This window comes from Streptomyces sp. NPDC051913 (assembly GCF_044593635.1).
In the GTDB taxonomy this organism is placed as follows: Bacteria; Actinomycetota; Actinomycetes; order Streptomycetales; family Streptomycetaceae; genus Streptomyces.
The window spans coordinates 283,762-304,367 of record NZ_JBIUCI010000011.1; the positions used below are offsets into that span (position 1 = coordinate 283,762).

The window sequence follows — 20,606 nt, forward strand, 5'->3', positions numbered from 1 at the left end:
GACCGAAGGGGAGGGGATCGGAAACGATCGGTGCCATGACCGCCTACCTCATCCTCCACGGCTGGCAGAACCACCGTCCCGCGGACCACTGGCAGCATCACCTCGCCGACCGCCTCACCGACCTCGGCCACCAGGTCACCTACCCGCAGCTGCCCGACCCCGACGACCCGTCGCTGGAGGTGTGGCTGAGCGAGCTGACCCGGTGTCTGGCGCAGGGGCCGGACGTCGTGGTCGCCCACAGCGCCTCCGTCCTGCTGTGGCTGCACGCGGTGGCGCGGGGGACCGCCGGGGTGGGGGACGTGGAGCGGGTACTGCTGGTGGCCCCGCCGGCCCGCTCGGTCCTCGAGGGCCTGCCCGAGGTCGCCGAATTCGTCGCGCCGCCCCTGGACTTCACACTGCCGGGCCCGACGTTCCTGGTGGCGGGCGACGACGACCCGTACTGCCCGGGAGGCGCACGGGCCGCCTACGGTGACCCGCTGGGCGTCCCCACCCGACTCCTCCCGGGCGCGGCCCACTTGGACCTGGACGCCGGTTACGGAGCCTGGCCGTCCGTGCTGGAGTGGTGCCTGGATCCGGAGGCCGAGTTCAAGGTCCGGTAGGGGCGGTGTTCAGGGTCCGGTAGGGGCGGCGGGCACGGCAGTCGGGGGATCGTCCCCGGCTTCCGGGGCGCGGGTCCCGCGCAGCTCCGGTGTGCCGACGCCGACCGCAGCCACCGCCGCCAGGCACATCAGCCCTCCGGCGATCAGCGCCGTCGCCCCCGAGGTCCAGCCCGCGACCAGGCCGCCGCGCAGGTTGCCGAGGTGGGGGCCCGCCTGGCCGACGATCGTCTCGGCCGCCGTGACACGGCCGAGCAGGGCGTCGGGGGTGCGGGTCTGGACGATGGTCGTGCGGGACAGGACGGCGAGGGCGTCGGCCGCTCCGGCCAGGGCGAGCAGACCGAGGCCCGCCCAGGCGCTGGTCGTCAGGCCGAAGAGGAACAGGCCCGCACCCCAGCCGGCGGACGCGCACAGCATCACCGGGCCGGGCCGGGCCAGTCGGGTCACCGGGCCGGAGAAGACGGTCGCGGCGACTCCGCCGACGGCCAGCGCGGACAGGAACAGGCCGAGGGTGCGGGGGTCGCCGCCGAAGCGTTCCTCGTTGACCAGGGGGAACAGCGAGGTGGGCATCGCGAGCACACAGGCCGCGAGATCCGTGAGCAGCGCACCGCGCACCACGCGGTGGCCGACCAGGAAGCGCAGGCCGTCCAGTACCCCGTGCACGCCGGGGCGGGACGTGTCGCCCTCAGGTCGCAGCGCGGGCAGGCCGTAGGCGCCGTAGAAGGACAGGGCGAAGCTCAGGGTGTCCAGGAGGTAGCAGACGCCGATGCCCCACCAGCCCAGGACGACACCGGCGACGGCCGGGCCGACCAGCATCATCGCCTGGCCGGTGACCTGTTGCAGGGCGAGACCGGCGGCCACCTGGTCCTTGGGCAGCAGCCGCGGTACGAACACCCCCGCCGCCGGGGCGCCGAGCGCGCTGAAGGACGTCTGGAGCGCGACCAGGACGAGGACCACGGCCACCGGCGCGTGCCCGGCCAGGCCCTGCACGGCCAGCAGCAGGGAGCACACCGCCGAGCCGACGGTGCCCGTGAGGTAGAGCCGGCGGCGGTCGACACGGTCGGCCCAGGCGCCCGCGAACAGACTGACGGCGACCATCGGCACCGCCTGCGCGACGCCGACCGCGCCGCTCCAGAACGCGCTGTGGGTCATGTCCCAGACCTGGTACATGACGGTGACCATGGTCATGAAGCTGCCGAGCGTGGACACCGTGCGCCCGAACAGCAGCCGCCGGAAGACGGGGGAGGTGCGCAGGGGCCGTACGTCGAGCAGCGCGTCGGACAGGCTCATGAGAGCGCGAGCGGGGGCGGGGTGGGCTGATGCACCCCGGGACGTTATCCGGCGACCCCCGCCCGGGCCACCGAATTACTCACGCGCTGTCGTTCAGGAGGTGCGCCAGATGATCGCGCCCCCGGCCGAGCAGCCCCGGAAGCGGCGCGGCCCCCTCGTACCACCGCTTCTCGTACTCCCAGCACAGCCAGCCGTCCCAGCCGTGCCGGGAGAGGATCTCGACGCACTCGGCGAGCGGCAGGACGCCGGCGCCGAGCCGCAGCGGGGTGGTGTCCTCGGCCGAGGCGATGTCCTTGACCTGGACGTATCCGAGGTAGGGGGAGAGGGCCGCGTAGGTCTCGCCGGGCTGCTCGCCGCCGAGCCAGGTGTGCATGACGTCCCAGAGCGAGCCGACGTTGCGGTGGCCGACCAGGCCGAGGATCCGGATCGCGTCGGCGCCGGTGCGGTGCGAGTCGTGGGTCTCCAGCAGAATCCGTACGCCGAGGTCGGCGGCGTACTCGGCGGCCGTGCCGAGCCGCCGGGCGGCGGTGGCGTCGGCCTCCGCGCGGGACTGCTCCGGGCTCGCGCCGGGGAAGACGCGGATGTAGGGGGCGCCGAGGTCGCGGGCGAGGTCGAGGAGGGTGCGGATCTCGTCGATCACGGGCTCGTCGGCGCCGGGCGCGGCCACGCGCGCGTATCCGGCCAGTCCCAGGATCTCCACCCCGGCGGCCTTGAACTCGCTCACGACGTCGGCCCGTTGGTCCGCGTCGATCCCGGGATGCACGGCTTCCTCGGGGTGCGCGCGCAGCTCGATCCCGTGATACCCGTGCGCGGTGGCCAGCCGCAGCACCTCGGGGACGGGGAGACCGGGGACACCGAGGGTGGAGAACGCGAGTTTCATGGTTCCGGACTCTACGCGTCACTCCCGGGTGCCGTGCAGGTCCAGACGCCAGTCCTGACCGACCAGGTCCTTGCCGAAGGAGCGGTGCGGCTTCTCGGCGAGCAGCACGAAGCCGTGGCGCTGGTAGAGGTGGCGGGCGGAGCTGAGGATGTCGTTGGTCCACAGCACGAGGTCCCGGTAGCCGACCTCGCGGGCGAAGTCGACGACGGCCGTGACCAGCCGGTCCCCGATGCCGAGGCCGCGGGCGTCCGGCTCGACGAGCAGCAGCCGCAGCCTCGCCGTGCCGGGCGCCTCGTCCCGCACGCACATCACGCACCCCACCGGCCGGCCGTCCAGCTCGGCGATCCACACCCGCTCCAGGTGCGGGTCGTGATCCTCCGCGAAGTCGGCGACGATCCGGGCCACCAGCCCCTCGTAGTCCGCGTTCCAGCCGTACTCCGCGGTGTACAGCGCGGCGTTGCGCTGCACGATCCAGCCCAGGTCACCGGGGCCGGGCTCACGCAGCAGCACGTCCTCCCGGCGGGGCGGCCGTCCCTCGGACAGCAGCGTGCGCACCGTCTGCAGGGCCTCCGCGAGCCGCGGTCGCTCGGCGGCGGGCACGGTGGCGAGCAGCGCGCCCACCGATTCGTCCGCCCGCTCGGCGAGCAGCGCGGCGGTCTCCCGGCCCCGGGTGGTGAGTGTGACGCGCCGCCGCCGCGGGTCGCGGTGCGAGGCCGACCGCTCGATCAGGCCGTCGTCCTCGAACTTGTTGAGGATCCGGCTCAGATAGCCGGCGTCCAACGAGAGCTCTCCCCGCAGATCGGCAGCGTCCGTCCGCGGGGAGTGCGCGAGTTCGTACAGCACTCGGGACTCGGTGAGGGTGAACGGTGCGTAGAGGTGCCGGCTGTAGTCGAGGGCGCCGATGACGTTCGTGTAGAAGCGGTTGAAGGCACGGATGTCCTGGACGGTCATGGCGGTCGACCTCTGGGTGGCTGGCGCGGATAGTTGACTCAGTCAGAGATACGGTACGACCGCCGCGGCCTCCCGTCCAGATGCCGCCCGCGGGCATGTGCCGTGAGTGAACCGGGGTTTGTGGGGGAGTCGGTGTTCCCAGGGTCGTAGGTATGACGACGACTGCGGCGTACGACGCACACGCGGACTGGTACAACGACTACATGTCGCCCGACGCGGGCGGCGACTACATTCATCGGGTGCACAGCACGCTCGGCGGGCTTCTCGGCCCCGGCGCCGGCGTCTGTCTGGACGTCTGCTGCGGCACCGGCGCCCACGCCGCCGTGACGGCGGGGCTGGGCTGGACCCCGGTCGGTGTCGACCTCTCGCGCGGCCAGCTCCGGCATGCCGCCGCCCGGCTGCCCGTGGCGGTCGCCGACGCGACGGCGCTCCCGCTGGCCGACGCCTCCGTGCCGGCCGCGGTGTGCGTGCTGGCCAGCACGGACGTCCCCGACTACGCCGCCGTGGTCGGGGAGATCGCCCGTGTCCTGGCCCCCGGCGGACGGTTCGTGCACCTGGGCGTCCACCCCTGTTTCGTCGGCGCGTTCGCGGACCACGCCGAGCCGGGGCGGCTGGTCGTGGGGGCGGGGTACGCCGACCGTTCCCGCAAGGGCGGCGGCTGGAACCCCGCGGGCGTACGGGCCCGGGTCGGCGCCTGGCACATACCGCTGGCCGACCTGCTCAGCGCCGCGCTCACGGCCGGTCTGCGGCTGGAGCGCACGGTCGAGGCGGGGCGGGAGGAGGTGCCGGAGCTGTTCGGGTTCGTGGCGGTAAAGGCAGCTCACTGAAAGAAACGCTTGCGTTTCGCTAAAGCCCTCCGTAGCCTATCTGTACGAAACCGTTTCGTATTGATGGGCGACAGGGAGGTGGGCCGGATGACTGCGTCCCCGGTGCTGCTGGCAGTGGCTCTCTCCCTCGTCTCCGCGGTCTGCTACGCCACGGCCGCCGTCGTCCAGGAACGGACGGCCGCGGCCACCCCGGGCATGCGCGGTGCGCTGGCCCGGGGCGCCTGGTGGGGGTCCGTGGCCCTCAACGCGGGCGGCGCGCTGCTCCACGTGGTCGCCCTGCGGTACGGCCCGCTGACCCTGGTCCAGCCGCTAGGCGCGCTCAGCCTGGTGCTGGCGGTGCCGCTCGGCTCGCTGGCCACGGGCCGCCGCACCTCCGGCACCCAGTGGCGCGGCGTCGCCTACACCCTCGTGGGCCTCGGCACTCTGCTCCTCGTCACCGCGACGGGACACGGGCCGCACGAGACGCTCGGTACGACCGAGGTCCTGCTCGTCGCGCTCGCCGCGGCCGGTCTCGTGGCGGCGCTCACCCGCCTGGCCGGGACCGGCCTCGCCTTCGCCGCGGCGTCCGGTGTCGCCTCCGGCGTCGGCTCCACGCTGTCGCAGAAGCTGGCGGTCGGGCCGACGCTCTCCTGGGACACGGCACTGGTCGCGCTCCTGACGGTGGGCTTCGCCGTCGGCGGCCTGCTGCTCTCCCAGCAGGCCTACCGCAGCGGCCTCGGCGGCCCGCTCGCCCTCCTCACCCTCGTCAACCCCCTCACCGCCTCCGCCATCGGCATCACGCTGCTGGGAGAGGGCTTCCGGTACGGCAGCACGGGCACGCTGCTCGCGCTCGCCGGGGGAGCGGCTGCGGTCTACGGCGTGACCCTGCTGAGCCGCGCCCAGGACGCGCCGAGCGCCCCGACCGCCACGAGCCGGACGCCGAGGGTCGTGGTGGCCGGCCCCCGCCCGTCCCTTCGCCACCCCGCGACCGTCGAACTGACCGGCACCGCCCCGTCACTGTGACCGTGTGAAAGGCAGAACACCCTCATGACGATCCTTCAGCTGCGCCCCCGTGCCGCCGCCGTCCGCCAGGCGGGCCTGGTGGACGTACCGGCGGTGGTCCGCCTTGTCACCCCGCCGGCCGCGCCCGCGCTCCGGCCGGCGGAGTGCCTGGCCGCCGACTGGGACCAGGCGCAGCGTGCCATGCGGCTGCTGCTGGCCCATCACGCCCTGGAGGAGGGGCAGGTGTGGGTGGCGGAACGCGCGGACGGCGAGCTGCTCGCGGCCGCGGTCTGGATGCCACCGGACACGGGTGCGGAGCCGCCCCACGCCCGCCTCGGCACCCTCTTCGCCCGTGAACTCACCGTCCGCCCGCCGCGGAACCCCGTCCTCCCGGCGGCCCTGAAGCAGGCCGGCCCCGCCGAGCCGCACTGGACCGTGGTCACCGTCTGCGCGCAGGGCGACCCGGAGGCCTGGGACCCGACCCTGGTCACCGACCTGCTGGCCCCCGGCCTGACGGAGGTGGACGCGCAGACCGCCACAGCCGTCGCCCTCACCCTCTCCGCCCGCCACACCGACCAACTCCGCCCCCTGGGCTTCCGCCACCCCCACCACGTCCCCCTGACTCCGGGCCTGGGCGTCTGGCTGACAACGCGCTACCCGGAACAACGCCTGGCAGCCTGACCCGCCACGGGGCCGCATCGCGACGCCGGGCATCTGTGCTGGCCGGACGCCCACATCCAGACGCCGGTCCGTGTGTCCAGCCCGTCCGGCGTTTGAGGAAGAGGCGGGGGCATGGGATCGGCAGCCCTCGGGGGCCACGGCACCCTGACACCGGTGACGCGATCACCGGCGACCCGACCAAATCCCAGGCCCCTGCTCTTCGGGCCCTCACTCCCGAGGCCCTCTGCTCCCTGGGCCCCTGCTTGTCAGCTCGTGCGTTCGGCGGTCCGGGTTCCTGAGGGCTTCTGTTCCCGGGTGCCTTCTGTTCCCGGGGTGTCCTTTGCTCCCCGGGCCTCTGCTTGTCAGCTCGTGCGTTCGGCGGCCCAGGTTCCCGACGCCTTCTGTTCCCGGGGTGTCCTTTGCTCCCCGGGCCTCTGCTTGTCAGCTCGTGCGTTCGGCGGCCCAGGTTCCCGACGCCTTCTGTTCCCGGGGTGTCCTTTGCTCCCCGGGCCCCTGCTCGTCAGCCCTTACGTTCGGCGGCCCAGGTTCCCGACGCCTGCTGTTCCCGGGCGCCTTCTGTTCCCGGGGTGCCCTCTGCTCCCCGGGCCTCTGCTCGTCAGCCCCTACGTTCGACGGCCCGGGTTCCTGAGGCCCTCTGCTCCCGGGCGCCCTCTACTCCCGACGCCCCCGCTCCCAACGCCCCTACTCCCGACGCCCCCGCTCCCAACGCCCCTACTCCCGAGGCCCCCGCTCCCAACGCCCCTACTCCCGAGGCCCCCCAGAAGACCCCCGGACCATCAACTCCCCCCGGATCACCGCGATCCCCCCGGGCGGCGGCTCCTCCCGCCCCATCGCGATCCGGCCCGCGCGGGCGCCCGCCTCCGCCAACGGCAACCGCACCGTCGTCAGCGCGGGCACCGCGTCGATGCTGAACGGCAGGTCGTCGAAGCCGGCGACGGAGACGTCGTCCGGGATGCGCAGCCCCGAGTCCCGCAGGGCCGCGCACGCGCCGAGCGCGACGGAGTCGTTCGCCGCCACCACCGCCGTGAGGGACGGATCCCGCCGCAGCAGCTCCAGCGTCGCCTCGTAACCGGACCGCCGGTCGTACCGGCCGTGCACGGTCCACCGCGGATCCTCGGAGATCCCCGCCTCGGCGAGCGCGACCCGATGCCCTTCGAGCCGGTGCCGGGTGGTCGTCCGCTCCTCGGGGCCGGCGATGTACCCCAGCCGCCGGTGACCGAGCCCGATCAGGTGCTCGGTCAGCTCCCGTCCGCCGCCACGGTTGTCGAAGGTCAGCGCGATCGCCGACGTGTCCGGCACCGCCGGGCGCCCGCACAGCACCACTCGCGTCCCGGCCTCGCCCAACTTCCGCAGCTTCGCCGCGACGGCCGCCGCGTGCGGCGCGTCCTCGACGGCGCCACCCGTCAGCACGACCGCCGCCGCCCGCTGTCTCTGCAACAGGGTCAGATACGTCAGTTCACGCTCCGGAGAGCCACCCGTGTTGCAGGTCACCGCCAGCCGCTCACCGCCCGCGCGCCCACCAGGACCGCCGATCTCCGACTGGATCGCACTCGCCATGATCCCGAAGAAGGGGTCGGCGATGTCGTTGACGAGGATCCCGACCAGGTCGGACGTGGCCGCGGCGAGTGCGCTCGCCGGACCGTTCAGTACGTAGTCCAGCTCGTCCACGGCCCGCAGTACCCGCTCACGGGTGGACGCGGCCACCGGGTAGTTCCCGTTCAGCACGCGCGACACCGTCGCGGGCGAGACCTGTGCGCGCGCCGCAACGTCCGCCAGGGTCACCGTCATCTCGTCGTCCTCCGGTCGCGCATCTCAGTCGTACCTCGTTGTACACGCACAGGCGCGGGGCATCGGTTTCGTGCGGGCCGCCCACACCCCCGGCCCAGAAAGGCCACACGGACCCGCAGGCCACGCAGCCATCCAGACCTTAAGGCCCCCACCCCTCGTTGTTCGCCCCCTCGAACAACTCAACCCCGTCACGGTCTTGTCCAGACCGCTGGTCAGAGGCTAGCTTCTTCATAGATAGAAAGCGCTTGCTGTATCGCTCACCAGTCGAGGCGTACGCGGCGCGCACAACCGCGTACGGAATGCGCAGCGCACGCTGCGTACGACGCCTACGAAGGGATCGACGTGACACGCAAGACGGTGCGTATCGCCATGAACGGCGTGACCGGGCGCATGGGCTACCGCCAGCACCTGGTCCGCTCCATCCTGGCCCTCCGCGAGCAGGGCGGCCTCGACCTCGGCGACGGCACCGTGCTGTGGCCGGAGCCGATCCTGGTCGGCCGCCGCGAGCACGCGCTGAAGGCGCTCGCCGAGAAGCACGGTCTGGAGCACTGGTCCACGGACGTGGACGAGGTCCTCGCCGACGGCAGCGTCGACATCTTCTTCGACGCCGCGATGACCTCGGGCCGCGAGGAGGTCCTCAAGAAGGCCATCGCCGCCGGCAAGCACGTCTACACCGAGAAGCCGACCGCGGTGGGCCTCGAAGGCGCCATCGAGCTGGCCCGGCTGGCGCGCGAGGCGGGCGTCAAGTCCGGCGTCGTACAGGACAAGCTGTTCCTGCCCGGCCTGCTCAAGCTCAAGCGGCTCATCGACGGCGGCTTCTTCGGCCGGATCCTGTCCGTGCGCGGCGAGTTCGGCTACTGGGTCTTCGAGGGCGACTGGCAGGAGGCACAGCGCCCGTCGTGGAACTACCGCGCGGAGGACGGCGGCGGCATCGTCGTCGACATGTTCCCGCACTGGGAGTACGTCCTGCACGAGCTGTTCGGCCGCGTGACCTCGGTGAACGCGCTGGCCACCACGCACGTCCCGACCCGCTGGGACGAGGACGGCAAGCCGTACGCCGCCACCGCCGACGACTCCGCCTACGGCATCTTCGAGATCGAGGGCGGTGTCGTCGCCCAGATCAACTCCAGCTGGGACGTGCGCGTCAACCGCGACGAGCTGGTCGAGTTCCAGGTGGACGGCACGGAGGGCTCGGCGGTCGCCGGGCTGCGCAACTGCCGGGTCCAGCACCGCAGCGCGACGCCGAAGCCGGTCTGGAACCCGGACCTGCCCGCCACCTACTCCTTCCGTGACCAGTGGCAGGAGATCCCGGACAACACGGAGTTCGACAACGGCTTCAAGGTCCAGTGGGAGCTCTTCCTCAAGCACGTCTACGCCGGTGCCGACTACCACTGGGACCTGCTCGCCGGTGCGCGCGGCGTGCAGATGGCCGAGCTGGGCCTGAAGTCCTCCGCCGAGGGCCGCCGTCTCGACGTTCCGGAGATCTCGCTGTGACGATCCAACTCCCCGACTTCCAGGGCGGGTTCAGGGCGTACGAGCCCCGCACCGAGCCGTTCGAGGTGAAGACGGGCACGCCCTTCACCTCCCGTACGGTCTTCTCGGCGGCGCACGTCGTGGCGGACCCCTTCGCGGACACCACGCCCGACGCTCCCGCCGCCGTCGACTGGGACGCCACCCTCGCCTTCCGCCGCCACCTGTGGTCCCACGGGCTCGGTGTCGCCGAGGCGATGGACACCGCCCAGCGCGGCATGGGCCTGGACTGGGCGGGCGCCGCGGAGCTGATCCGCCGGTCCGCCGCCGAGGCCAGGTCCGTCGGCGGCCTCATCGCCTGCGGCGTCGGCACCGACCAGCTCACCGGCCCGGCGACCCTGGCCGAGGTCCGCGCGGCCTACGAGGAGCAGCTCGCCCTGGTGGAGGAGTCCGGCGCCCAGGCCATCCTGATGGCCTCCCGCGCCCTCGCCGCGGCGGCCACCGGCCCCGAGGACTACCTGGAGATCTACGGCCACCTGCTCCGCCAGGCCACCGAGCCGGTCGTCCTGCACTGGCTCGGCCCGATGTTCGACCCGGCCCTGGAGGGCTACTGGGGCTCGTCCGACCTGGACGCGGCGACGGACACCTTCCTGGAGGTCATCGCGGCCCACCCGGACAAGGTCGACGGCATCAAGGTCTCCCTCCTGGAGGCGCGGCGCGAGATCGACATCCGCCGCAGGCTCCCGCAGGGCGTCCGCTGCTACACCGGCGACGACTTCAACTACCCCGAGCTGATCGCGGGCGACGAGCAGGGCTTCAGCCACGCCCTGCTCGGCATCTTCGACCCGCTGGGCCCGCTGGCGGCGGAGGCGGTCCGCGTCCTCGACACGGGCGACGTACCGGGCTTCAGGGCGTTGCTCGACCCCACGGTCGAACTCTCCCGCCACCTCTTCCAGACCCCGACCCGCTTCTACAAGACGGGCGTGGTGTTCCTGGCGTGGCTGGCCGGCCACCAGAGCCACTTCACCATGGTCGGCGGCCTGCAGTCGGCCCGCTCCCTGCCGCACTTCGCCCGCGCCTACGAACTCGCCGACGGCCTGGGCCTGTTCCCGGACCCGAAGCTGGCGGAGGAGCGCATGAAGAACCTGCTCGCGATGTACGGAGTGACCCAGTGACCGGCGACCTCTCCCGCTTCTCCATCAACCAGATGACGGTCAAGCAGCTGTCGCTGCCGGAACTGGCCGACGCCTGCGCCGAGTCGGGCATCACCAACGTGGGCCTGTGGCGGGAGCCGGTCCAGTCGTACGGCGTCGAGGCGACCGCCAAACTGGTCCGCGACGCGGGCCTGACGGTCACCACCCTGTGCCGAGGCGGTTTCTTCACGGCGATCGACCCGGACGAGCGGGCGGCGGCCCTGGCCGACAACCGCCGGGCGATCGACGAGGCGGCGACCCTCGGCACGGACACCCTGGTCCTGGTCTCCGGCGGCCTGCCCGCAGGATCGAAGGACCTGCACGGCGCCCGGGAACGGATCGCCGACGCGCTCGCCGAGCTGGGACCGTACGCGGAGCAGCACGGCGTACGCCTGGCCATCGAGCCGCTCCACCCCATGTACGCCTCCGACCGCTGCGTGGTCTCCACCCTCGCCCAGGCCCTGGACATCGCCGAACGCTTCCCGGCGCACCAGGTCGGCGTCACGGTGGACACGTACCACATCTGGTGGGACGACCACGCCCCCGCGCAGATCGCCCGGGCGGGCGCGGGCGGCCGTATCCACACCTTCCAACTCGCCGACTGGACCACCCCGTTGCCGGAGGGGGTCCTCAACGGCCGCGGCCAGGTCGGCGACGGCGCGATCGACATGCGCGAGTGGCAGGGCTACGTCGAGGCGGCCGGCTACACCGGCGCCATCGAGGTGGAACTGTTCAACGACGCGCTGTGGGCGCGGGACGGGCGGGAGGTGCTGGCGGAGACGGCGGCGCGGTTCGTGGAGCACACGGACTGACCCTCGCCGCGGTTGCGCTCAGGAGGCCCTGGGCGCGGGTGGTTCCTTGCCCGCGCCCAGGGCCTCCGGTGCGCCCGGGACCGAGGCCCGCCCGCCGGTGCCCGCCACGCTCGCCGTGCGGCCCGCGGACTCCTCCCGGGTGAGCCGGAACCGGTCCCGCAGCGCGTTGGACCCCAGATGCAGCAGGTTCACGACGAGGATCGCCGGGGCGATGACGGCGACGGCCTGGGGGAGGGCGGGTTCCAGGAGCAGGGCGAGGATGATCGCCGTGATGCCGTTCTGCTGGCTGAGGGACAACGAGACCCGGTCGCGGGCCGGGAAACCCAGGGTCACCACCGCCCCGACCAGCACCTGCGCCAGGAACGTGGCGACCCCGAGGACGGCACCCACCCGGAAGTCGGCGCCCTCGGCCAGCAGCATCCCCAGCAGGAACGTGGCCACCCACAGCGCCAGGTTCGTCGCCCGCCCCAGCCACCGCCCCAGCGCCGGACGGAAGAACAACGCCGCCACCGCCAGCCCCAGCATCAGGAACTTCCAGGTGGCCACGGTCAGGAGGCCCAGCAGTGCGACGACCTGGAGCACCGCCCGGCGCGGCCCGACCGGCTCGTCCCGCCGCGCCTTCGGCTGCCGCACGAGGAGCCACACCCCGGCCGCCGCCACCAGCAGCACCGCGTTCCCGACCAGCGTCTGCGCGTACGTCGTCGCCCCCGAGGCGATGCTCCCCGTGTCGCTGAGCACCATCGAGCCCAGGATCACCACGAGCACCGTGGTCACCGGATCGTCGAACGACGCCCATGCCGCCAGCAGCGACTTCGCGCGTGGCGACAGGTCCCGGGACTCCAGCATCGCCGACACCGACAGCGGATCGATCTGCGCCATCGCCACGGCCAGCACCAGGTACTCCGGCTCTCCCCGGAACGCCAGCCACAACACCCCGGCGATGAAGGCCGCCTTGACGACCACGCCGAAGGTGATGGCGACGACGATCCGGTACACGTCCCCCCGGCTCTCGGGACGCCCCACGCCGCCGGCGCTGCCGTAGAGGCCGATCGCGAGGAGCCCGGCGGTGAGGTGGCCGTACATGCCGCCGCCGCCCTCGGGCCGCACCGTCAGCCACTGGCCGACGACGAGCCCCGCACCGGCGAGCGAGAGCGGCAGCAACAGGGGAAGGCCCAGCGCGCGCAGAAGGGCGTGGTCACGCCCTGAGAGGCCGACTGGGGCTTCCACGCATCACTCCTTCCGGGCCGGCCCGAGCCGCCGCGGGTCAGTCGCTGGATCCGTCCGGGGGCAGTTCCTTCGCCAGCCGGGCCAGCCGGTGGTCGGCCGCCGTGACCCGCGACTGATCGAGCGTCACCCCGATGAGATAGCGGCCTTCGGACAGCGTGTGGAAGTACACCGCCCCCTGCTCCACATCGAGGACGAGCTGGACCAGTTCCCCGCCCAGGATCGCCCGCAGCGACAGGTTCATCCGCCCGGCGACCCCGGGCAGCAGCCGGCTCATCCGGGCGTAGCGTTCGCGCCGCTGGTCCGGAGTGCGGACCCGGAAGAAGTCGTCCAGCGCCGTATGGCCGAAGATGTCCTGAACCCACGCCGTGCCCGGGGACCGGTGGTACGCGATGTAGTGCAGCCCGCGCACGTCCAGCGCCTCCCGGAGCAACTCCTCGGTCGCGGGCTGCGGTACGGCGGTTTCCGGGCGCCGTACATGGATGTCCCGCGCCGTGACGGGCGCGGCGGGCGTTTCCGGCGGGTCTTCGTCCAGTGGCGGTTCGGCAGGGACGGTCGATTCCTCCAGGGTCCCCGCCTCGGCGGGTTCTGGTTCGGGTTCGGTCAGCAGCGCCCAGGAATCGGTGTTGAACCAGGAGCCGTAATTCAGCGGACTGTAACGCGCGGGCAGCCGAAGGCGATTGGCGCATTCGGCCATACTCGCGTCGAGTTCGTCCAGGCGTTCCCTTTCCGAGGTGGCCGCATAGAGATGGAATCCGGGTTCCACCTGGTAATAGAGAACGGCGCCCGAGGGCACGCGTAATACGGTGCGAATGAGCGCGCCGGTGCGCAACGCGTTGAAATCGGGCTGGAGTTCCTCCAGGAGGTAGTAGATCTGTCGCCCGGCCCGCTCGTGTTCATGGGAATCCTGGGACAGGGCGGGGGAATGCGCGGTGGTGGCGTCCAGGGCGACGGTCGCCGTGTCGCCGTCGTAGAGGACCAGATGCGCGAGGCCGTCGTGGCGCAGTAACTCCCGCAGCTGCTCGGCGAGTCGGGTCATCGGCGGTGTCTCCCCGGAAGGAAAGCGGACAGTGGTCTGCGCCGTGGCACCCAGAGGGTCAGACATCCTGCACCTCCAGATCCACACCCGCCCGCTGGTAGGGGGCGGCGAGCAGCACGGCCCTGAGCGGGTGCCGCTCAGGTAGTTCGGAGACACTCCGGTCGAGGATTGCCCGCAGTCCGCGGTCGCCGTCCGTTGTCGACGAAAGCCGGTTGGCCAGTGCTTTCAGGGTCACCGGATGCCGCTCCCCCCATGCCGTCGGCTGTCGGCAGTCCTCGTGGATGCCGATGTCCTCGGTGGAGGTGTCCCTCCCCAGTACATGCGTGCAGTTGCTCTGGTTCAGGCGTGCCGCGAGTGGATAGCGGTGTTCGCGGCCGAACACCGTCTCCAGTTGGTACACCGCCTTCTGCAGACAGGAGCGTGCCGCCTCCGGGTCCCCGGACGCGAGGTGATACACGGCCATGTTGTTGAGGCAGATGCTGGTGAAGGGATGCTTCTCGCCGAAGACGCTCTTGTAGCGCTCGTACACCTCCTGCGTGCGGCGCAACGCGTCGGACGGCGAACCGGCGGCGTTGAGCCCGATGGCGAGGGACAACTCGCAGGCCATGGTGCGGGGATAACGGTCGCCCCACTGGCCCCGGAAGCCGCGCAGCGCGTCCTGGAGCCGTTCCCGGCCGTTCTTGATCTCGCCCTTGCGGACCATCGTCATGCCCAGGCTGGCCAGCGCGCCCAGATGATGGTGGGAAGTCTTCCCGGTGAGCTTGAGGAAGCGTTCGCAGGCGCGGACCAGGTACCGCTCCGAGGACTCCAGATCGCCCAGTTCCCGGAAGTAGGTACCGAGGTTGGCGAAGGAGAGCCAGGGCCGGAAGTCGTCCTCGCCGAACTGCTGGAGGCGGATGGTGTGGGTCTCGCGGTCCAGCTCGACGGCCGCCTTGACGGTCTCCATGTAGAACTTCGACAGGGCGAGGTTGTTGGAGGCGTCGAGGGTGGCTCCGTGTTCCTTGTTGATCTCCTCGACGAGCCCCCGGTAGGTCGCCTGGTCCTGCTCGAAGGCTTTGCGGAACTCTCCGGCGGCGCGCAGGTCGGCGGCGTAGCCCCGCGCTGCCATGAGGGTGTAGACGTCCCTGGCGTCCCGCTCGTTCAGGGTCTCGAACGCGTGCTTGGACAAGGGCAGCGCACACGCGTACCGGCCGGCCTCCCGGCAGGCGGAGGCCACCTCCGACTCCATGCGCAGGACTTCCAAGGGGACCGGGCCGGACTCCGGGCGCCAGCGTTCCAGGGCGCGTTCGCCCAATTGCCGTGCTTCGACCCAGCGCTCGGTGACGCGCCGGTGATAGGCCTGGCTGATCAGCCAGCGATGTACGTCGCGATCCGTGCTGTCGGGGGCTCCCGAGGCCTCCAGATGCCGGTCGAGTTCGGCGAACACGGGCCGGTACCGCGGCTGGTGGCGTTTCAGGTCCGAGGGGACCATGGACGCCAGCACCGCCAGGACCTCGCGCCGGGTCTCTTCCCGCTTCTCGGCGTCCATCCAACCGCGTACCAGGTCCTGCATGACACGGTTGACCATCAGCCGCTCGCTGGACTGGTCCACGACCGCCAGCGTGGCGCGGGCCAGGCGGTTCACGACGGTCCGCATGCGGAGTTCGTCCTGGAGGCTCTCGTCCAGCCGGGCCAGCAGTCTGGTCATGCCCTTCGACTCGACGACCATCATGCCGACACCGTCCGGCGACAGGAAGGAGCACAGCTCCAACAGCCGTGCGGCGGCGGGGTGGTTGCGGGAGAGGTCCGCGTAGATACCGCGGTAGAGGGTCCCCATGGTGCCGTACTCCGGCATGATCTCGGCCTGGGCCGCGCCCTCCAGGCTGTCGAGCCGGGCGATGAATCGGTCGATCTGGGACGGGTACGCCTCCACCACGCTGATCGCCGAGGTGAGGACCTGCGGCAGATGCCCGAACCGCTCGGCGAGCCGCCCGAGAGCGGCGGGATCTGCCGCGCACAGCCCCCTCTCCAGCAGGGCCAGGCTCTCCTCCGGGGTGAACGGGTCGATCCGCTGGACCTCGTAGCCGGGCGGCCACTCCGGGGTGCGGGAGGTGATCAGGATGTGGCCGGGACCGGTGGTCGGCAGGAACCGTTCGACGGCCGCGCTGTTCTCCGCCCCGTCGAAGACGAGCAGCCAGCGAGGGCAGTACTCGCCCGTCCGCAGATCGTGCAGCAGGGCCTCGGGATCGTCGCCGTCACGCGTGCCGCGCAGCGCCGCGTTGAGCCGCGCCGCCAGTTCGCGCAGTGCGGCCCTGATGCCGTCCTCGCTGGTCGCGGGGACATGCCAGACCAGGTCGTACTGGGAGGCGAACCGGTGGGCGTACTCCAGGGCCACCTGGAACTTGCCCGCCCCGCGCATGACGCCCCACAGCACCCGCGGGGCCGTGTGCTCGCCCGGCGAGAAGGTCAACTCGCGGCGCAGTTCGGTGAGTTCTCTGGAGCGCCCGACGAAGTGGGTGTTGCGCATGGGCAGGTTCGTCACCCGTGGCTGTGTGCCCGGGAACCTGGTGTGCTCCGCCGGGGCGAAGGGCGCGGTGCCGATCTCCCGGGCGAAGCGGGACAGGAGCCCCCGGTGCGCGGTCTCTTCCGTCTGCCCGGCGAGGTTGACCGCGTCCGGCCAGTCGAAGAGGGCGAGCAGCGGGGCCGAACTGATGCGCACTCCGACCTTCTTGGGCCGTGGGGTGCCGTCTACCGGAGCGTCCTCGGTGAGCCGCGCGATGCGGTCGCCGGCCGTGGTGCCCTCCAGGTGCTTGGAGAGGAGGGCGATGACGTAGTCGGTGTCGGGTCCGCTGACCTCGCCGGGCTCCAGCGGGTCCTCCGGGCAGGGGACGGCGTCCGGTTTCACCTGGATGCCGGCCGCGGTGAGCTGTTCGGCGGCCCAGTCGGCCCACAGCTGGTCGTCGGGGTGGTTCAGGACGGTCGCGGTCAGTCGGGGGACGTCCCGCTCCCTGCGCGCCCGCCAGAGGGTGTATTCCTCCCGGTGCTCCTTGGGGACCCGCTGGAAGGAGTCGACCTCGCCGTCGGTGATCCGCCGGGCGGCCTTCACACAGGCGTGCAGCAGGGTGTACGGGAGGTTCGGGTCCTGGGTCATGACCGCGAGTTCCTCGCCCAGGGCCAACTGCGCCTGGTAGGGGAGCCGGACCTCCTGCCAGTACGTCTCCAGGGCGTCCTCGTCGCCGACGTCCAGGAACTCGTCGAGCGCGGCCCGGGCGGCCGTGACCGCGCGCTCGACGCGGGTCGCGTCGGTGGTGCTGTCCACCCGCAGGGGCAGGACGTGCAGGCCGATGGGCCGGGAGTGGGCGTACACGCGACGGGCCATGTCGCGGGCGCCCTCCACGGACTGCCGGTCGAGGTTGATGCCGAGGACGACGGTGTCCGGCAGGGCGAGGGTGCAGATGGCGGCGTCCTCGGCGAAGCCGGTCAGGCTGTCGATGAGGATGTAGTCGTACTTGCTGCCGGTCATCCGGTGCCGCAGCGCGGCGAGGAACTCCCGCCCGTCGGGGGTGTGCTGGAACTGGGACCAGTCGAACGCCTTGTGCCGCGCGGCGCCGATGTCGCCGTCGAGATGGCCCGGGCTGAGGTAGTACAGCTCGCCGCCGTTCGGGAACGCGTATCTGACGTCGACGTCGTAGATGTCGAACGCCGCGTGCTCCGGGTGCAGGGCGCGCAGGTTTTCGGTGAGCGGTTGCTGGCCGGCGGTGGCGAAGGCGGAGAACATGTCCAGGATGCCGTCGCCGGTGCTCAGGTCCGGGTCCGTGAGGTACTTCGCGTAGTACAGGTGAAGACCGGGATTTTCCAGGTCCCAGTCGATGACGAGCACCTTCTTGCCGTGACTGGCCATGATCCAGGCGATGTTGGCCAGTGCCATGGTGCGGCCGGTTCCCCCTTTGGCCGCGTAGAACGTGATGACTCTCGTCTGTCGAACGGTCGTACTCATCCCCCGCCCCATGATTCCCTGGGTGCTCTCGTGACCAGCGGTGGCCAGGGTTCTCTGCGCCTGAGCCAGCCGGCCCGTTCCTGCTGTCTGCGGGCGAGCCGCTCCCCAGCGGTCTCCAGCAGTGGTTCGTCCGCTCTGTGTGGCGGGGCCTCCCCCTCCTCGGCATCCGTGTGGGCGTCCGCCAGCACCGCCGCCATGGCCAGTGACAGCGCCTCCGGCGACCCCGCCTCGTGGTGCGACGCGCCCAGATCGCGGGCCGGCGTCCGGGCCAGGGCCTCGCGCAGCCTCCCCGACGCGCGCCGGGTCTCGCGGTCCTGTCGCGGCAACACACTGATGACAGCCGAGACGCGGGCCCCCGAGCGCGCCAGCCGCTCCCAGTGCACCGAAAAGGATGAATCGCCGGTCATCCAGGGATCGACGAGCACCACGACCACCGCCGCATCGGCGACCTCGGACAGCTCTTCCTGCCCGACGCCGTCCAGGGTGACGACGGTCAGCCGGTCGACCCCGCGCTCGCGGGCCGCCCAGCCGGCGATCCCGGCGGCCGGTTCGTCGCTGTGCGGCCAAAAGGGGCGCCACTCCTCGGCGGTCTCCGCGTAGCAGTCGGCGGACTCGCGCAGCCGCTCCATGCCGTCCCGGGTCCCGGCGAGCAGTACGAGCACCAGTCGGAGCTCGGCGACCGGAGGCGGGGGCGGCGGTTGGTGACGGGCCACGAACCGCTCCCGGTCCGGCCCGAAACACGGCTTCACCGCTGTGCCGTCCTGCTCGGTCATGGCGGGCAGCGGGATGCGCGCGGCGCGCGTCAAGCGCTCGGCGACCCGGCGCACCAGGGCCCGGTAGCGCTGTCGGGCACCGGTGTCGTCCTGCAGTCCTGCCACGCCCGGACCCTGGTATCCGTCCTCGACGTCCTCCAGCAACTGGCCGGTGTCGGCGACTTCCTGGGGCAGGACCAGTGCGTCGGTGCGCCACAGCACCCCGATCAGCGCGTCCGAGTGGTGCCCGGTCAGCCACTGCCGTCGCTCCATGCGCTCACGGAAGACGGACCACTCCAGGGCGCACCGACGGTCCGTCAGATAGTCGGCGGAGTACAGGACCAGCAGCGAGCGACAGGTGAGGACGGACGGGTCGGGGCCGGGGGAGGGGGTGGGGCGCTGGAGCCGGCCCTCATGGCGGGAGAGGCGGCCGAGCAGGGTGTGGATCTCGTTCTGGACATCGAAGTGGAACCGTTGGACCGGCCCTCTGTCGCCGGTCGAACTGGCATAGCTGGTGTAGAACAACGGCCCCACAGCAACCCCCCAAGGGACCAGCCTCCCGCTAGACGATGGTCCGTCGCACCCCCGATCGCCTGAATTGACACCGGTCGGTTGATGGGACGGCGTGTTTCCACGCGGCGGTGTCAATTCAGCCCTATGATAAGCAGTTTTGCCCGCTTGGGAGCCGGTTTGAAACCGGGACATCTCTCTCGGGTCCCCTTGGAGTGGCCGGAAATTCCGGGCGCGTTACTGATCGATGTTCGATTTCGGAGGAATGTACATGCTGGTTCAGTGGCCGGTTCGTCGGCGTATGTGCCGGATGAGCCGAGTGAGGTCCAGACAGTACACCGATGGATTCATGAATCCGCGCCGCGCACTGTGCCGATGAGTGCGCAGTCCGCCGCCGCAGATGTCGACGTGCGCGCAGGACCGGCAGCTGGAACAAAGAGTTCCGATTCCGGTTTCGGGGGCACGTGGTAACGCCAGAAGATCGTCGAATGAATGGCTGAATACGTTCGCACCCGTGTGTGCGGCGCGATCGGCCACGGCGTTGAGGGACTCCGCCCACACCAGGCTGCCGTCCGTCTCGATCACGGTGACGGCCGCGGGCAGCAGGCCGAGGATCTCGGCGCTGCTGCCGGAGCCGTGCCGCAGCAGGGTGAGCGCCGACTCGAAGAGCCGCACCGGCACCGCGCGGCCGGTGTCCGTCCAGTGGTCGAAGACCTCGCACAACCAGTCGCCGTACGGCGCGCGCGAGCTGCCGGCGCCGGCCGGCGGGAAGTCCCAAGTGGCGTGCGGCAGCTGGAAGTCGACGGCGGGCGGGCGGTGTGCGGCAAGGGCGTCGTACGTCTGCCGGGGCGGGGCGGTGGGGTCCACCGTGCACAGCAGGCCACCGAACAACCGTCGATGACACGGCGAGCCGAGCCGCTCCAGCGCCGCGCTCACCTCGGCGTGGCTGCCCCTTGCCGAGCCGCCGTTCCCGCGCCGATGCCGATGGCGGTCGTGGGTCTCCGCGGCCCCGTCGAGACTGATGCCGACGCGCACCTCATGGCGGTGCAGCACCTTCAGCACGGCCTCCGAGAGCAGGGTGCCGTTGGTCTGAACGGCGAGCTCCGCCACGGCGCCCGCCGCCCGCGCCGACCGGCGGACCGAGGCGGCGAACTCGTCGATGACCGCCTCGCCGGCGAGCAGGGGTTCACCACCGTGCAGGATGACCCTGATCCGTTCCAGACCATGCCGGCGGATATGTTCCGCGATGCGGTCCGCCACCTTTTCCCGTATCGGGCCCGGCATGATCCGGGGCTGCTCACGCCAACTCGTGTCACGTAATTCGTAGACGTAGCAGTAGTCACACGCGAGATTGCATCTGCTGTGCAGCTTCACGGTGAATTGGTCGAGGGCGGCAAGGCGCGTCCGTCCGTCTTTGGTGACGGAAAGACGAGGCATTGGCCAATGACCAGGAGGCGGGCAGTAGTCATTCCACGTCGGGCCTCGCCGAGCACTGTCCGGCACGCTGCGGACCGACGTACTGTCATGCAGACTGTTCATCTCCGCCCCCCGATTCCTCCCACGGGGCAGCCGCATCCATGCCCGTCGAAACGATCGGCTGCACGGTGATGAGAGTCCCCCGCCCACCGTAAGCAGG

16 protein-coding genes are annotated in these 20,606 nt (G+C 71.5%); 7 read left to right on the forward strand and 9 right to left on the reverse strand.

The annotated features are described in order from the left end of the window. The first annotated feature begins 35 nt into the window (after positions 1 to 35). The gene (locus tag ACIHIX_RS31110) at positions 36 to 599 is read left to right on the forward strand and encodes an RBBP9/YdeN family alpha/beta hydrolase (protein WP_399961932.1); all 564 of its coding nucleotides are present in this window, start codon (positions 36 to 38) and stop codon (positions 597 to 599) included. A 9-nt stretch (positions 600 to 608) separates the two neighbouring features. Here the strand turns inward: ACIHIX_RS31110 and ACIHIX_RS31115 are convergent, their stop codons facing one another. The 3 genes from ACIHIX_RS31115 to ACIHIX_RS31125 all read right to left on the reverse strand — a co-directional run bounded on the left by ACIHIX_RS31115 (position 609) and on the right by ACIHIX_RS31125 (position 3,717). Further along, positions 609 to 1,886: an MFS transporter gene (locus ACIHIX_RS31115; RefSeq protein ID WP_399961933.1), complete on the reverse strand. Its 1,278-nt coding sequence runs from the start codon at positions 1,884 to 1,886 to the stop codon at positions 609 to 611. Between the two features lie 79 nt (positions 1,887 to 1,965). Beyond that, positions 1,966 to 2,766 carry a sugar phosphate isomerase/epimerase family protein gene (locus tag ACIHIX_RS31120; RefSeq protein WP_399961935.1) on the reverse strand — a complete coding sequence of 267 codons (801 nt, stop codon included), beginning with the start codon at positions 2,764 to 2,766 and terminating at the stop codon, positions 1,966 to 1,968. Between the two features lie 18 nt (positions 2,767 to 2,784). Beyond that, positions 2,785 to 3,717 (reverse strand): GNAT family N-acetyltransferase, encoded by a 933-nt coding sequence (locus ACIHIX_RS31125; RefSeq protein ID WP_399961937.1) that lies wholly within the window; start codon positions 3,715 to 3,717, stop codon positions 2,785 to 2,787. A gap of 152 nt (positions 3,718 to 3,869) precedes the next feature. On the opposite strand from ACIHIX_RS31125, the gene ACIHIX_RS31130 reads away from it, so the two are divergent. The 3 genes from ACIHIX_RS31130 (at position 3,870) to ACIHIX_RS31140 (ending at position 6,206) form a co-directional block, all read left to right on the forward strand. Next, positions 3,870 to 4,544 carry a class I SAM-dependent methyltransferase gene (locus ACIHIX_RS31130; RefSeq protein WP_399961939.1) on the forward strand — a complete coding sequence of 225 codons (675 nt, stop codon included), beginning with the start codon at positions 3,870 to 3,872 and terminating at the stop codon, positions 4,542 to 4,544. Positions 4,545 to 4,631: 87 nt separating this feature from the next. Continuing rightward, a complete protein-coding gene (locus ACIHIX_RS31135) occupies positions 4,632 to 5,546 on the forward strand; it encodes a hypothetical protein (protein ID WP_399961941.1) in 915 nt (304 codons plus the stop codon). 24 nt (positions 5,547 to 5,570) lie between these two features. Next, on the forward strand, positions 5,571 to 6,206 hold the full coding sequence (locus ACIHIX_RS31140) for a hypothetical protein (protein ID WP_399961943.1): 636 nt from the start codon (positions 5,571 to 5,573) through the stop codon (positions 6,204 to 6,206). Between the two features lie 741 nt (positions 6,207 to 6,947). Here ACIHIX_RS31140 and ACIHIX_RS31145 read toward each other — a convergent pair. Beyond that, positions 6,948 to 7,994: a LacI family DNA-binding transcriptional regulator gene (locus ACIHIX_RS31145; protein WP_399961945.1), complete on the reverse strand. Its 1,047-nt coding sequence runs from the start codon at positions 7,992 to 7,994 to the stop codon at positions 6,948 to 6,950. A gap of 342 nt (positions 7,995 to 8,336) precedes the next feature. On the opposite strand from ACIHIX_RS31145, the gene ACIHIX_RS31150 reads away from it, so the two are divergent. Genes ACIHIX_RS31150 through ACIHIX_RS31160 form a run of 3 tightly spaced genes read left to right on the forward strand, consistent with a single transcriptional unit; the run spans position 8,337 to position 11,469 of the window. Next, positions 8,337 to 9,488: a Gfo/Idh/MocA family protein gene (locus ACIHIX_RS31150; RefSeq protein ID WP_399961947.1), complete on the forward strand. Its 1,152-nt coding sequence runs from the start codon at positions 8,337 to 8,339 to the stop codon at positions 9,486 to 9,488. Continuing rightward, a complete protein-coding gene (locus tag ACIHIX_RS31155; RefSeq protein ID WP_399961949.1) occupies positions 9,485 to 10,639 on the forward strand; it encodes a dihydrodipicolinate synthase family protein in 1,155 nt (384 codons plus the stop codon). The genes ACIHIX_RS31150 and ACIHIX_RS31155 overlap by 4 nt, the downstream gene beginning before the upstream one ends. Before the next feature lie 32 nt (positions 10,640 to 10,671). After that, on the forward strand, positions 10,672 to 11,469 hold the full coding sequence (locus ACIHIX_RS31160; protein WP_399961997.1) for a sugar phosphate isomerase/epimerase family protein: 798 nt from the start codon (positions 10,672 to 10,674) through the stop codon (positions 11,467 to 11,469). Positions 11,470 to 11,487: 18 nt separating this feature from the next. On the opposite strand, the gene ACIHIX_RS31165 is transcribed toward ACIHIX_RS31160, so the two are convergent. From ACIHIX_RS31165 to ACIHIX_RS31185, 5 genes are all read right to left on the reverse strand, one after another. Continuing rightward, on the reverse strand, positions 11,488 to 12,696 hold the full coding sequence (locus ACIHIX_RS31165) for a hypothetical protein (RefSeq protein ID WP_399961951.1): 1,209 nt from the start codon (positions 12,694 to 12,696) through the stop codon (positions 11,488 to 11,490). Positions 12,697 to 12,733: 37 nt separating this feature from the next. Beyond that, the gene (locus ACIHIX_RS31170) at positions 12,734 to 13,732 is read right to left on the reverse strand and encodes a hypothetical protein (protein WP_399961953.1); all 999 of its coding nucleotides are present in this window, start codon (positions 13,730 to 13,732) and stop codon (positions 12,734 to 12,736) included. A gap of 58 nt (positions 13,733 to 13,790) precedes the next feature. Further along, positions 13,791 to 17,708 (reverse strand): FxSxx-COOH system tetratricopeptide repeat protein, encoded by a 3,918-nt coding sequence (gene fxsT / locus ACIHIX_RS31175; protein WP_399961955.1) that lies wholly within the window; start codon positions 17,706 to 17,708, stop codon positions 13,791 to 13,793. After that, positions 17,705 to 18,985, reverse strand: a complete 1,281-nt coding sequence (fsxC, locus tag ACIHIX_RS31180) for an FxsC protein (protein ID WP_399961957.1) — start codon at positions 18,983 to 18,985, stop codon at positions 17,705 to 17,707. Before fsxC ends, fxsT begins: the two co-directional genes overlap by 4 nt. 264 nt (positions 18,986 to 19,249) lie before the next feature. Beyond that, the gene (locus ACIHIX_RS31185) at positions 19,250 to 20,545 is read right to left on the reverse strand and encodes an FxsB family cyclophane-forming radical SAM/SPASM peptide maturase (RefSeq protein WP_399961959.1); all 1,296 of its coding nucleotides are present in this window, start codon (positions 20,543 to 20,545) and stop codon (positions 19,250 to 19,252) included. Positions 20,546 to 20,606: the final 61 nt, after the last annotated feature.

Bases quoted from the DNA above. Each gene is read 5' to 3' on its own strand.
- ACIHIX_RS31130 (WP_399961939.1), top strand. From the start codon at position 3,870: ATGACGACGACTGCGGCGTACGACGCACACGCGGACTGGTACAACGAC.
- ACIHIX_RS31170 (WP_399961953.1), bottom strand. From the start codon at position 13,732: ATGACCCGACTCGCCGAGCAGCTGCGGGAGTTACTGCGCCACGACGGC.
- ACIHIX_RS31125 (WP_399961937.1), bottom strand. From the start codon at position 3,717: ATGACCGTCCAGGACATCCGTGCCTTCAACCGCTTCTACACGAACGTC.
- ACIHIX_RS31160 (WP_399961997.1), top strand. From the start codon at position 10,672: ATGACGGTCAAGCAGCTGTCGCTGCCGGAACTGGCCGACGCCTGCGCC.
- ACIHIX_RS31135 (WP_399961941.1), top strand. From the start codon at position 4,632: ATGACTGCGTCCCCGGTGCTGCTGGCAGTGGCTCTCTCCCTCGTCTCC.
- ACIHIX_RS31120 (WP_399961935.1), bottom strand. From the start codon at position 2,766: ATGAAACTCGCGTTCTCCACCCTCGGTGTCCCCGGTCTCCCCGTCCCC.
- ACIHIX_RS31140 (WP_399961943.1), top strand. From the start codon at position 5,571: ATGACGATCCTTCAGCTGCGCCCCCGTGCCGCCGCCGTCCGCCAGGCG.
- ACIHIX_RS31115 (WP_399961933.1), bottom strand. From the start codon at position 1,886: ATGAGCCTGTCCGACGCGCTGCTCGACGTACGGCCCCTGCGCACCTCC.
- ACIHIX_RS31185 (WP_399961959.1), bottom strand. From the start codon at position 20,545: ATGCGGCTGCCCCGTGGGAGGAATCGGGGGGCGGAGATGAACAGTCTG.
- fxsT (WP_399961955.1), bottom strand. From the start codon at position 17,708: ATGAGTACGACCGTTCGACAGACGAGAGTCATCACGTTCTACGCGGCC.
- ACIHIX_RS31145 (WP_399961945.1), bottom strand. From the start codon at position 7,994: ATGACGGTGACCCTGGCGGACGTTGCGGCGCGCGCACAGGTCTCGCCC.
- ACIHIX_RS31110 (WP_399961932.1), top strand. From the start codon at position 36: ATGACCGCCTACCTCATCCTCCACGGCTGGCAGAACCACCGTCCCGCG.